At 73.4% G+C, this 12253-nt stretch carries 10 protein-coding genes; 6 read left to right on the forward strand and 4 right to left on the reverse strand.

Annotation, left to right across the window (positions count from 1 at the left end; all coding sequences use genetic code 11):
* A partial coding sequence (locus ACJOT3_RS25350; protein WP_406975611.1) for an aminotransferase class I/II-fold pyridoxal phosphate-dependent enzyme occupies positions 1-805 on the forward strand: 805 nt, incomplete at its 5' end.
* Positions 806-855: 50 nt separating this feature from the next.
* A complete protein-coding gene (locus ACJOT3_RS25355) occupies positions 856-2247 on the forward strand; it encodes an SGNH/GDSL hydrolase family protein (RefSeq protein ID WP_406975619.1) in 1392 nt (463 codons plus the stop codon).
* Between the two features lie 84 nt (positions 2248-2331).
* On the opposite strand, the gene rocD is transcribed toward ACJOT3_RS25355, so the two are convergent.
* The gene (gene rocD / locus ACJOT3_RS25360) at positions 2332-3627 is read right to left on the reverse strand and encodes an ornithine--oxo-acid transaminase (RefSeq protein ID WP_406975612.1); all 1296 of its coding nucleotides are present in this window, start codon (positions 3625-3627) and stop codon (positions 2332-2334) included.
* Between the two features lie 440 nt (positions 3628-4067).
* On the opposite strand from rocD, the gene ACJOT3_RS25365 reads away from it, so the two are divergent.
* From ACJOT3_RS25365 to thiD, 3 genes are all read left to right on the forward strand, one after another.
* Complete coding sequence (locus ACJOT3_RS25365) at positions 4068-5753, forward strand: acyl-CoA synthetase (protein ID WP_406975620.1); 1686 nt, start codon at positions 4068-4070, stop codon at positions 5751-5753.
* Between the two features lie 415 nt (positions 5754-6168).
* On the forward strand, positions 6169-6876 hold the full coding sequence (locus ACJOT3_RS25370; protein WP_406975613.1) for a DedA family protein: 708 nt from the start codon (positions 6169-6171) through the stop codon (positions 6874-6876).
* Positions 6877-7020: 144 nt separating this feature from the next.
* Positions 7021-7824, forward strand: a complete 804-nt coding sequence (gene thiD / locus ACJOT3_RS25375; protein ID WP_406975614.1) for a bifunctional hydroxymethylpyrimidine kinase/phosphomethylpyrimidine kinase — start codon at positions 7021-7023, stop codon at positions 7822-7824.
* A 95-nt stretch (positions 7825-7919) separates the two neighbouring features.
* On the opposite strand, the gene ACJOT3_RS25380 is transcribed toward thiD, so the two are convergent.
* Together ACJOT3_RS25380 and ACJOT3_RS25385 are read right to left on the reverse strand one after the other, a co-directional pair.
* Positions 7920-9338: an alanine/glycine:cation symporter family protein gene (locus ACJOT3_RS25380; RefSeq protein WP_406975615.1), complete on the reverse strand. Its 1419-nt coding sequence runs from the start codon at positions 9336-9338 to the stop codon at positions 7920-7922.
* Between the two features lie 217 nt (positions 9339-9555).
* A complete protein-coding gene (locus tag ACJOT3_RS25385; RefSeq protein WP_406975616.1) occupies positions 9556-9816 on the reverse strand; it encodes a DUF6457 domain-containing protein in 261 nt (86 codons plus the stop codon).
* A 224-nt stretch (positions 9817-10040) separates the two neighbouring features.
* Between ACJOT3_RS25385 and ACJOT3_RS25390 the strand changes: the two genes are divergently transcribed.
* A complete protein-coding gene (locus tag ACJOT3_RS25390; RefSeq protein ID WP_406975617.1) occupies positions 10041-11246 on the forward strand; it encodes a glycosyltransferase family 4 protein in 1206 nt (401 codons plus the stop codon).
* Positions 11247-11373: 127 nt separating this feature from the next.
* Here the strand turns inward: ACJOT3_RS25390 and ACJOT3_RS25395 are convergent.
* Positions 11374-12253 (reverse strand): aminotransferase class I/II-fold pyridoxal phosphate-dependent enzyme (locus ACJOT3_RS25395; RefSeq protein WP_406975618.1); only part of this gene is annotated, 880 nt, incomplete at its 5' end.

The following is a 12253-nucleotide window of genomic DNA, read 5'->3' on the forward strand; positions in this document are numbered from 1 at the left end:
GTGCGACCGCCACAACCACGCCTCGCTGATCGACGCCGCCCGGCTGGCCCGGGCGGGCGGGGCCCGGGTGGAGCTGTTCGACCACGCCGACCCGGCCGCGGCGGCCCGCGCCCTGGAGTCGCGCGCGGACACCCCCGGGGCGCGGGCCCTGGTGGTCAGCGACACCGTCTTCTCCGTGGACGGCGACCTCGTCGACACGGCCGGGCTGCACCGGGCGGCCCGGGCGGCGGGCGCCGCCCTGCTGCTGGACGACGCGCACGGGTTCGGCGTGGTCGGCCCGGGCGGCCGGGGCGCGCTGGCCGCGGCCGGGCTGTCCCCGGCCCCCGACGACGCGGTGGTCTCGGTCACCCTCTCCAAGGCGCTGGCCGCCCAGGGCGGCGCCGTGCTCGGTCCGGCCCGGGTGATCCGGCACCTGGTGGAGACCGCCCGCACGTTCATCTTCGACACCGGGCTGGCCCCGGCGTCGGCGGCCGCGGCGCTGGCCGCGCTGCGCCTGCTGCGCGCCGAGCCCGACCGCGCCGGGGCGGTGCGCGAGAACGCCCGGCTGCTCTGCTCCGGCCTGCGTGAACACGGCCTGGAGGCGACCGCCCCCGACGCCGCGGTGGTGTCGGTGACCGCCCCGGGCCCGGACGCCGCGGTGCGCTGGCGGGCCGACTGCCTGGCCGCCGGGGTACGCGTGGGCTGCTTCCGCCCGCCGTCGGTCCCCGACGGCCGCTCGCGCCTGCGCCTGACCTCCCGCGCCGACCTCACCGGGGCCGAGATCCGCCGGGCCGTGGACGTCATCGCCGCGAACCGCCCCGGGTAGGCTTCGTGATCGAGACAGGCCCGCGCGGATAACGGGAGGCGGTGACGGCTGTGCCGACCGGCGACGAGGAGGCGTCCGGGACCCCCGGAAAGGACCCCGCGGAGGACTCCGGACAGACCCCCGCGCGAGAGCCGGAGGAGACCGCCGCGCGGGAGACCCCCGAAGATCCCGCCGGGGACACCGGGAACGCCGAGGGCACCGGCAGCACCGACGACACCGGGCGGCCCCCGCGCCGCACCCGGCTGCGCACCCGCATCGCGGTCGGGGTGTCCCTGCTGCTGGTCCTGTCCCTCATCGTCACGCTCACCGTGCCCGCCGGACGCGACTCCCTGCGCGCCCTGTGGTGCGGGATCACCGGCGGCGTGTGCCCGGCCGAGGACCTGCCCCCCATCACCGAGGAGGAGCAGACCGACTGGCGCGAGCGCGTCACCCCGCAGGACGGCGCCCTGTGGGGCAACTACGTGGCCCTGGGCGACTCCTACTCCTCCGGCGACGGCGCGGGCGACTACGCCCCCGAGACCGCGATGCCCGGCGGCTGCTGGCGCTCCTCCAACGCCTACGCCCACCTCATCGCCGACGAGTTCGACTTCGCCGGCTCCCTCGCCTTCTACGCGTGCAGCAGCCACAAGGGCTCGGTGATGCTCGACGAGCTGGGCACCCCCGAGTCCCAGATCGAGCGGGTCACCGCGCACACCTCCCTGGTGACGCTCGGGATCGGCGGCAACGACCTGGGGTTCATCCCGGTCCTGCGCACCTGCATCGTGCGGATGCCGCTGCTGGAGAGCAGCGTCTGCACCGAGCAGGAGGAGGACATCGACAAGCGAATGAACCGGTTCGAGGAGACCCTGGCCACCGTCATCGCGGAGATCCGCGACCGCGCCCCCGACGCGCGCGTCCTGGTGCTGGGCTACCCGCGGCTGTTCCCGGAGGAGCCGCCGGGCATGTACTACACGCTGACCGTCAAGGACCAGCTGTGGCTCAACGGGATCGCCGAGCGGTTCAACGAGCGCATCCGCGACGCGGTGTACCGGGCCGACGGCGAGGTCTACGGGTCCCGGGCGGCCGGGAGCGTGGAGTACGTCAACACGTTCTCGGCGTTCACCGGCCACGAGGTCAGCGCCGACGAGGCCTGGCTGAACGGCATCGTGCTGGGCCGGTTCGGCGAGGGCCTCAAGGTGGACCGGGCGACCTTCCACCCCACCGCCCAGGGGCAGATGTCGATCGCCGAGCGGGTGCGCCTACAGATCCTCGAAGGCCCCGAACGCGTGCTGTACGTGTCGCGGGAGACCCTGGAACGGGTGGACGAGTCGCTGCTGAGCACCGAGCTGGGCGGGCCGCTGGACCCGGTGCACGCGCCCCCGCCGGCCCCGTCGCAGGAGCCCTCGGACGCGCCGTCGGCCTCGCCCGACCCGGACGCCCCCGTCAACGAGGCGGGCGGCTGACCCGCACCCCTGACAGCACCCGGAAACACGCGGAAGGGCCCGCCTCCCGGACCGGAGGCGGGCCCTCGTGCTCTCAGGCGGCGGTCAGCGCCCGGCCCGCAGGTCCTCCAGCACCTCGGCGAACCGGTCCAGACCCCAGTTGAGGTCCTCCTCGCTGATCACCAGCGGCGGCGACATGCGCACGGTGGAGCCGTGGGTGTCCTTGACCAGGACTCCGTTCCCGGCCAGCCGCTCGCACATCTCCTTGCCCGAGGCCAGCGCCGGGTCCACGTCCACGCCGGCCCACAGGCCGATGCTGCGCACCGACACCACGCCCTTGCCGACGAACTCCTCCAGGCGGCGGCTGAACACCTCGCCCAGCTTGCGCGCGTTCTCCAGGTAGGGGCCCTCGGTCAGCATCCGGACGACCGTGTGGCCCACCGCCCCGGCCAGCGGGTTGCCGCCGAACGTGCTGCCGTGCTGGCCCGGCTGGATGACGCCGAGCACGTCCTCGTTCGCGACCATCGCCGACACCGGCAGGATGCCGCCGCCCAGCGCCTTGCCGAAGAGGTAGGCGTCCGGGACGACCCCGCTGTGCTCGCAGGCCCGGATCGTGCCGGTGCGCCCCAGGCCCGACTGGACCTCGTCGGCGATGAACAGCACCCGGTTGTCGTCGCAGATCTCCCGCACCCGCGGCAGGTAGTCCAGCGGCGGGACGATGACCCCGGCCTCGCCCTGGACCGGCTCGATGAGGACGGCGACCGTGGTGTCGTCGATGGCCTCCTCGATCGCCTCGGCATCGCCGTAGGGCACCGAGCGGAAGCCCGGCGTGTAGGGACCGAAACCGGTACGGGCCTCGGGGTCGGAGGAGAAGGAGATGATCGTGGTGGTGCGGCCGTGGAAGTTGGCCCCGGCCACGACGATGGTGGCCTGGTTCTCGGGCACGCCCTTGACCTCGTAGCCCCACTTGCGGGCGACCTTGATGCCGGTCTCCACCGCCTCGGCGCCGGTGTTCATCGGCAGGACCTTCTCCTTGCCGACCATCCGGGACAGGGCGTCCACCCAGGGTCCGAACTGATCGTTGTAGAAGGCGCGGCTGGTGAGGGTCACCCGGTCGAGCTGGCGGTGGGCCGCGGCCAGCAGGTCGGGGTTGTGGTGGCCGAAGTTCATGGCCGAGTACCCGGCCAGACAGTCGAGGTAGCGCTCGCCCTCCACGTCCGTCACCCAGGCCCCGCGGCCCTCGGCGATGACGACGGGCAGGGGGGCGTAGTTGTGCGCGGAGTGCTCCTGTGCGAGGGCGATGTGGTCCGCGCTGGAGAGCGCGGGTGTGTCGAGTTCGGGAAGTGTCGCGCCGAGGTTCCCGGCGTTGTCCTGCTGCCCCAGGTTCTGGGTGTTGCTCATCCAACCGCTCCGATCACCATTGACCGATGTCAGACACTAGATACCCACCGGAAGGGCCCGGTAGAGCCCCCGGCGGGCAGGTCCCCAAGAGTTGAGCAGATGACCCGGTGACCCCACAAGGGGTGAGGTGCATCACAAGTGCACGATCGGGCCCGAAATCCGGGTGTCACATCCGGCCCGGAGAGCCCGTGGAACAGGGCCGTCCGCACCCTGTGACCGGGCCCCTGAGGTGGGGTGATGCGGTCCACACCCCCGGTGGCGATCGGGTTCCTCCCCGACGGGTACGGTCGGCACACAAGCCACCGAAGCGTCGGCCGTAAGTCCGGTCGGCGCAGGCGTCCCGCCGCGAGCCCCCGTGCCGTGGACGGCGGCGCCGCATCCGCCGCAGAGGGAGGCCGCCCGTGCGTTCGACGCCCGGATCCGCCGTGCCGCACCACGCCGTGTCCCCCGACACCGCGTCCCCCGCACCGGCCGACCCCGACGCCGCGTTCTCGCTGACCCGGCTCTTCGACGCCGTCGCCGAGGCGGTGCCCGGGCGGACCGCCCTGGTCGCCGGCGGCCGCGTCGTCTCCTACGCCGACCTGCACACCCGCGCCGACCGGCTGGCCCGGCACCTGGTCGCCGCCGGTGTGCGCCGCGGCGAGCACGTGGCGATCCTGTCCTTCAACCGGGCCGAGTGGGTGGAGTCGTTCCTGGGGGTGCTGCGCGCGGGCGCGGTGCCGGTGAACGTCAACTACCGCTACGTGGCGGGCGAGCTGCGCCACGTCCTGGCGGACTCCCACACGGTGGCGCTGATCGCCGAGGAGTCCCTGGCCGCGACGGTGGCCCGGGTCCGCCCCGACCTGCCCCGGCTGCGCCACGCGGTGCTGCTGGAGGACGGCGCGGCCCCCGAGGCGCGCGCGGCCGTGCGCGCCGCCTTCCCCGAGGCCGTGGGCTACGAGGACGCGCTGGCCGGAGCGCCGCGGGACCGGGTGCTGCCGCCGACCTCGGGCTCGGACCACTACCTGCTGTACACCGGCGGCACCACCGGCTACCCCAAGGGCGTCCTGTGGCGGCAGGCCGACATCTTCCGGGCGGCGATCGAACGCCGCTCCCCCGGCGCCCCGCGCGCCCGCTCCCCCCGCGACGTGGCCGACCGGGCCCGCGCCTGCTTCCCCCAGCGCATGCTGGTGCTGGGGCCGCTGATGCACGCCGCCGGGCAGTGGAACGCGCTGAGCATGCTGCTGTGCGGCAAGCGCGTGGTGCTGTCCACCGACCGCAGCTTCCGCGCCGAGCGGGTGATCGCGCTGGCCCACCGGGAGGGCGTGCACACGCTCCAGGTGGTGGGCGACGCGATGGCCCGCCCGCTGGCCCGGCACCTGCTCACCGAACCCGGGCTGTGTCCGGAGCTGTCCGCGGTACGCTCGGGCGGGACGCCGCTGACCCCGCCGGTGCGCGGGCTGTGGCGGGCCTGGCGCGAGGACGTCGCCCTGGCCGACTCCTACGGGGGCTCGGAGACCGGGGTGTGCGGGTCGGCGACCGGAGGGGACGCCGGGGGCGAGCCGGAGCCGCTGACCGGCTCCCCGGACGGCCGCAGCTTCACCATGGGCGGCAGCATCGCCGTGCTGGACGACCGGCTGCGCCCGCTGCCGCCGGGGTCGCCGGTGGTCGGCCGGATCGCCCGGACCGGGCGGATCCCGCTGGGCTACTACAACGACCCGATCGCCACGGCGCGCACCTTCCCCACCGACGGGGAGGGTCGCCGCTGGGCGCTGTCGGGCGACTTCGGCACCCGGGCCGGGGACGGCGCGATCGTGCTGCTGGGGCGCGGCAGCGTCGTCATCAATACGGCGGGCGAGAAGGTGTACCCCGAGGAGGTCGAGGCGGCGCTCAAGGCCCACCCCTCGGTGGAGGACGCCATCGTGGTGCCCGCGCCGGACGAGCTGCTGGGCCAGCGGGTGACCGCGCTGGTGTCGCTGGCGGCGGGTGCGGCGCCGGACGAGGCGGGGATGCTGGCGTTCTGCCGGGTGCGGCTGGCCGGGTTCAAGGTGCCGAAGACCGTGCACTTCGTGGACCGGGTGCGGCGCACCGCGGTCGGCAAGCAGGATTACCGGTGGGCGTCGTCGGTGGTCCGCGACAACGTCTGAGGGGGCCGGAACCGGCCATGGGGGGTCCCGCAGTACTGTGCTGCGGGACTCCCCCTTTTTCGGTTCCTGTGGGACGGGGTCTCTGCACGACCGAAAAACCGCACAATGACTGACAAAACGCCTGTTCGTCCCGCCCCCTGACTCCCCCGGCGCCCCCGATCGCACGGGGTGGGGGAATCCGCACCCCGCCCCCGCGGCCGCCCACGGCGACCGTTTCCGCTTGTACCTTAGGAGAAGGCAGGTCGAGGACGCCCCTGACCGGGGAGAGCCGTCCCACCGAGCCCACACCAGCAGACGAAGGACCCGCGATGGACGGGCACCCCTGCCGACCGCGCGAGCGCGGTCCGCGCCCCTCCCCCGGCCCGGCGGGGTCCTTCCCCTCCAGACCCGCCCGCAAAGTAGAAGAGGAACCCGGATGCCAGCGAATCTGTGGACGATGTCGGCCCTGGCCATGGACACGTCGATCGAGGAGGAGATCGTCCACGAGTACGAGGGGTTCATCGGGTGGGTCCTGAACCTCATGGTGACCCTGGGCGAGCCCGGCGTGGGCGTCGCCCTGTTCATCGAGACCTTCTTCCCGCCGATGCCCAGTGAGGCCGTCCTGCCCGGCGCGGGCTTCCTCGCCTACGACGGGCAGATGAACGTCTGGCTCGCCATCATGTGGGCGACCATCGGCTGCCTCGTCGGCGCCTGGGGCTTCTACGCGATCGGCGCCCTGCTGGGCCGTGAGCGCACCATGTGGCTGGTCGAGAAGACCCCGCTGCTGGAGATCGGCGACTTCCACAAGGCCGAGAGGTTCTTCGAGCGCTTCGGCGGCCTGGCCGTCCTGCTGGGCCGGTGCGTGCCCCTGGTCCGCAGCTTCATCTCCGTCCCGGCGGGCATCGAGCGGATGCCGCTGCTGAAGTTCTCCCTCTACACCGTCATCGGCTCCGCGGTGTGGAACACCATCTGGATCGGCCTGGGCTTCGTCTTCGGCCCGGCCATCAAGCCGATCCTGGTCCAGTGGAGCGGCCTGATCAGCAACATCGTCCTGGTCGTCATCGCCCTGCTGCTGCTGTGGTTCGTGGTGGTCCGGGTCCGCAAGATCCTCAAGGCGCGCGCCGAGAGCACGCCCACCGCCTGACCGCCGCACGAGCGGCCTCCTCAACCGAAGGGACCCTCCCGGGTCCGCACGGCGCGGGGTGCCGGGGCGCGGCCGACCGGTCGCGCCCCGGCTGAGAGCACACCCGTCGAACCTGCCCTAGTTAGCACTAGCGAAGGAACGCCCATGAGCGCGTACAACATCGTGTCCATCGCCGGCAGCGACCCCAGCGGGGGCGCCGGGATCCAGGCCGACCTCAAGGCCTTCTCCGCCCACGGGACGTTCGGGATGAGCGTGGTCACCGCGCTCACCGCCCAGTCCACCCGCGGCGTCACCGGGGTCCACCCCGTCCCCGCCGAGTTCGTCGTCCACCAGATGGACACCCTGTTCTCCGACGCGACCGTGCACGCGGTCAAGATCGGGATGCTCGGCACCGCCGAGGTCACCGGGGCCGTCGCCGAGGCGATCGGGCGGCACGGGCTCACCAATGTCGTGGTGGACCCGGTGATGGTGGCCAAGAGCGGCGACCGGCTGCTGGAGGCCTCGGCCATCAAGGCGCTGCGCACCGAGCTGCTGCCCCGCGCCGACCTGCTCACCCCCAACCTGCCCGAGGCCGCCGACCTGCTCGACGAGCCCGAGGCCACCGACCTGGCGGGGATGCGCGACCAGGCCCGCCGCCTGCTGGAGCTGGGCCCGCGCCGGGTGCTGCTCAAGGGCGGGCATCTGGAGGGCGGGGAGAGCGTCGACGTGCTGGTGTCCCAGGATGGGGAGGACCGTGAGTTCTCCGCGCCCCGGGTGGCCACCCGCAACACCCACGGCACCGGCTGCACCCTGTCCTCGTCCATCGCGGCGCTGCTGCCCCAGCGCCCGGACGCGGCCACGGCGGTGGCCGACGCCAAGGCCTACCTGACCGAGGCGCTGCGCCGCGCCGACGAGATCGACGCGGGCGGCGGCCAGGGCCCCGTCCACCACTTCCACGCCTGGTGGTAGCCGGGTAGGCCCTGCCGGAACGCGCGGGCGGGCACGCAGAAGGGGGACCGGCCGACGGCCGGTCCCCCTTGCGTGTCCACCCCGTGTGGGGGCGGCTAACCCTTGACGTCCTCCATCAGGGCGTCGGGGTCCTTCCAGTCCGGGTGCGCGAAGAACTTCTTCGTCTCCGCCACGATGAGCGGCGACAGCACCAGCAGGCCCACCAGGTTGGGCAGCGCCATCAGGCCGTTGGCGATGTCGCTGAACAGCCACACCGAGTCCAGGCTGGCCACGGAGCCGACGAACACGACGAGGATGAACAGGATCCGGTAGGGCAGCACGAGCTTGCGGCCCGCCAGGAACTCGATGCACCGGTCGCCGTAGTAGGACCAGCCGAGCAGCGTGGTGAAGGCGAACACCGCGACGGAGACCGCCACGATCACCGCGCCCGCCGGAGCCAGGGCCGGGCTGATGGCGCCCAGGCCCTCGGTCATCGCCTCACTGGTCAGCAGGGAGCCGTCCGCGGCGTTCTCGCCCTGCCAGACACCGGTGGTGATGATGACCATGCAGGTCATGGTGACCACGATGATGGTGTCGATGAAGGTCTGGGTCATGGAGACCATGGCCTGGCGGACCGGCTGGCGGGTCTTGGCCGCGGCGGCGGCGATACCGCCGGTGCCCAGGCCCGACTCGTTGGAGAAGATGCCGCGCGCGAAGCCCATCTGGATGGCGATCAGCATGGTGGAGCCGGCGAAGCCGCCGACGGCCGCGGTGCCGGTGAAGGCGTCGGTGACGACGATCTGGAGCGCGGGCAGGATCTGCGCCCAGTTGGCGGCGAGCACGATCAGGCAGATGCCGACGTAGCCGATGATCATGATCGGAACGAGCGCGGAGGCGACCCGGCCGATGCTCTTGATGCCGCCGAGGATGACCGCGGCGGTCAGCAGCATGAGGACGAGGCCGATGACCCAGGTGTCGACGCCGGTCACGCTGTTGACCTGCTGGGCGACGGTGTTGGCCTGGCTGCCGTTGCCGATGCCGAAGGCCGCGATGGCGCCGAAGACGGCGAAGAGCACGCCCAGGGTGGTGCCGAAGCTTCCGCCGATGCCGAACTTGAGGTAGTACATCGGGCCGCCGCTCTGCTCGCCCTTGGCGTCGGTGCGGCGGAACTTCACGCCCAGCAGGGCCTCGCTGTACTTGGTCGCCATGCCGAGGAAGCCGACGACCCACATCCAGAAGAGGGCGCCGGGACCGCCGATGCCGATGGCGAGCGCGGCACCGGCGATGTTGCCGACGCCGACGGTGGCCGCGAGGGCCGTGCTGAGCGCCTGGTAGTGGGAGATGTCCCCCTCGACGGAGTCGTCCTCCTTCCGCCGGATGATCGCGAGCCACAGGGCGTGCGGGAGCTTGAGGAGTTGGAGCAGGTTCAGCCGGATGGTGAGGAAAAGGCCGACGGCGAACAGCAGCGGAATGAGGACGAAGGGTCCCCAGATGATGCCGCTGATGAGGTCGGCCATTTCAAGGAGCTGGTCCACGGGGGATCTCCCTGTCGATCGGTGGATGGTGCCGAGGACGCCACCGGTGTCGGCGCGGGGGGCGGATGTCCTCGGGGGTGCGTCGCCACTGGTGGTGGCCTTGCGTTATCGGCAAAGAATTGCAGTGGTGCGTAACGAACGCATCACACACTTTCCTCATGCGGGTCTCTTCGGGAACCGGAGTGTCCACCGAAGCGTTCTCGACCCGCCGCAGGTGTCATGCGTCACCCCCGGCGTCGCCGTCGGCCTTGCCGCGGGCGAGTTCGCCGAGCAGCCGCGCCGTCGCCTCCGGGTCCGCCCCGCGCCCCACGGCGATGCCGAGCAGGTAGGCGGTGAGCGGCGCGGCCGGGCGGGCGACGGAGTGCGCGGCGTCCTTGGCGAGGTCGAGGATGAGGTCCACGTCCTCACGGTCCAGGGATTCGGTGTCGGGAAGCCCGAGTGCGACGCGGACCTCGTCGGCCCATTCCACGAGAGTCACCGTTCAACTCCTCAGAGCAATGATTCGATCACGTGATGCGATCTTAGCCACCGCCGGGTCATCTCCGGGCAACCCGCGGGCGGGGGCGCCGTCCGCGGCCCGTCACCGCGCGCTCGGTGAGCCCACGCCCGCGCGACGCGTCCGGTTCTCTCCGCGCCCCACCCGGGTTCACCTGCGCCTTCTAGCGTCGGGAACACGTCCCCCCGGCGTTGGGAGCCGCCCGCATGTCCCACCTCGACACCGTCAGCGATCCGATCCCCGCCCCCGACGACGGGCAGCGCCCGCTGCGCGTCGCGATCGTGACCGAGTCCTTCCTGCCCCAGGTGAACGGAGTGACCAACTCCGTGTGCCGGGTCGCCGACCTGCTGGCCGCCCGCGGCCACCGGGCGCTGATCCTGGCCCCGGGGCACCACGGTCCCACCCACTACGCGGGATTCCCGGTGGTGCGTACCCCCTCGGTGCCGCTGCCCGTCTACCGCGACTTCTCCCTGGGCCTGCCCGCCCGGCGCACCCTGACCACCGCCATCCGGTCGTTCTCCCCGGACCTGGTGCACCTGGCCTCGCCCGCCCTGATGGGCCTGGCCACCGTGGAGGCGGCCCGCCGCTGGGCGCTGCCGACGGTGGCGGTGTTCCAGACCGACCTGGCGGGGTTCGCCCGCCGCTACGGGCTGCCCGGGCACGAACACCTGTGGTCGGGGCTGCGCCGCGTCCACGCGGCGGCCGACCGCACCCTGGTGCCCTCCTCCGCGACGATGGAGGCCCTGTCCGCCCACGGGTTCCCCCGGCTGGCGCTGTGGCGGCGCGGGGTGGACGTGGAGCGCTTCCACCCCGGCCACCGCGACGAGGAGCTGCGCCGGGCGCTGGCCCCCAACGGGGAGGCCATCGTCGGCTACGTGGGCCGGCTGGCCAAGGACAAGCGCGTCGACCTGCTGGAGCACGTGCTGAAGCTGCGCAACGTGAAGGTGGTCGTGGTCGGCGACGGCCCGGAGCTGCCCCGGCTGCGGCGGCGGCTGTGCGGCGCGGTCTTCACCGGCCAGCGCACCGGGGGCGACCTGTCCCGGCTGTACGCCTCCTTGGACGTGTTCGTGCACACCGGCGCCGACGAGACGTTCTGCCAGGCGGTCCAGGAGTCGCTGGCCGCGGGGGTCCCGGTGGTCGCCCCGGCCGCGGGCGGGCCGCTGGACCTGGTGGAGGACGGCGTCAACGGGCTGCTGTACGCGCCGGACTCGGTGCGCGAGCTGCGGGTGGCGGTGGGGCGGCTGGCCCACAACCGCGCCCTGCGCGCCGAGCTGGCGGGCCGGGCCCGGGCGTCGGTGGAGCACCGCACCTGGGACGCGGTGGGCGACGAGCTGCTGGCCCACTACCGGTCGGTGCTGGCCCCCAGCCGCGAGCTGGCCGCCGGGGAGCCGCCGGCGCTGCCCGCCCGCTGACACCCTGCCCGCTGGCACCCCGCCCCCGCGACCATCACGGACGACGGGGCCCTTCCCCCGAACCCGACCCCCGGGGAAGGGCCCCGTCCACCCTCCTCCCCATGGACGCGGTGAACCGGTTCGACGGCTAGTGGACCGGCTCGGCGACCGTCCGCACGATCGGCTGCGGCACCGCCGCGGGCGCCGGGGCGGGCAGCAGCGCGCCCAGGACCTCGGAGAGCCGGTCCAGGTGGGCGCGGATCCAGGGCAGCGCCAGCGGGTCGGTGGCGGCCAGCGCGGCGTAGCGGCGCTCCTCGGTGTCGCCGTAGAGCAGGCTGGTGGCGACCCGCATGCGCAGGGCCTCGGGCCCCTCGCCGAACTCGACGGCGGGCAGCACACCCATGCCGAACCGGTCCAGCAGCAGGCCGGTCAGGCCGGGCCCGGTGGTGACGCCGTGCAGCTCGGCCAGCCGCTCGCGCACCGGCTCGAAGTCCGGGTAGAGGTAGAACGCGGCCCGCGGCGGGGTGACGGCCGCCCCCGCCCCGGTGAACGCGTCGGCCACGGCGCGGGCGACGATCCCGTGCAGGCGGCGGCTGCGGTCGATGTGGTCGACCAGCCCGGCGGGCTCGGTGAACGCGTGGGCGGCGGCCTCCTGGACCGGGGCGGCCGGGCTGGACCAGATCTCGCTGGCCACGCCGAGCAGGCCGCCGCGCAGCCGGTGCCCGATCTCGGAGTCGGGCAGGCGCAGGACCCCGATCCGCCAGCCGCCCAGGGCGAGGTTCTTGCTCAGCCCGGTGGAGATGACGGTTCGTTCTGGAGCGAACTCCGCGGGGCTGTGCACCCGGACGGGCTCCCCGCCGGGGCCGACCGGGTGGACGAGGTCGCGGTAGATCTCGTCGGAGATGATCACCAGGTCCAGCTCGCGGGCGACCTCCGCCAGCCGGCGCACGGTCTCGCGGCTCGCCACGGTGCCGGTCGGGTTGTCGGGCAGGGTCGCGATGACCGCGTTGACGGTGCGCCCCTCCTCG

The sequence above is a fragment of the Nocardiopsis protaetiae genome (genome assembly GCF_045446735.1).
Lineage (GTDB): Bacteria > Actinomycetota > Actinomycetes > Streptosporangiales > Streptosporangiaceae > Nocardiopsis > Nocardiopsis protaetiae.

Excerpts from the sequence above, each read along its gene's own strand:
- ACJOT3_RS25390 (WP_406975617.1), top strand. The coding sequence starts at position 10,041 with ATGTCCCACCTCGACACCGTCAGCGATCCGATCCCCGCCCCCGACGAC.
- ACJOT3_RS25370 (WP_406975613.1), top strand. The coding sequence starts at position 6,169 with ATGCCAGCGAATCTGTGGACGATGTCGGCCCTGGCCATGGACACGTCG.
- thiD (WP_406975614.1), top strand. The coding sequence starts at position 7,021 with ATGAGCGCGTACAACATCGTGTCCATCGCCGGCAGCGACCCCAGCGGG.
- rocD (WP_406975612.1), bottom strand. The coding sequence starts at position 3,627 with ATGAGCAACACCCAGAACCTGGGGCAGCAGGACAACGCCGGGAACCTC.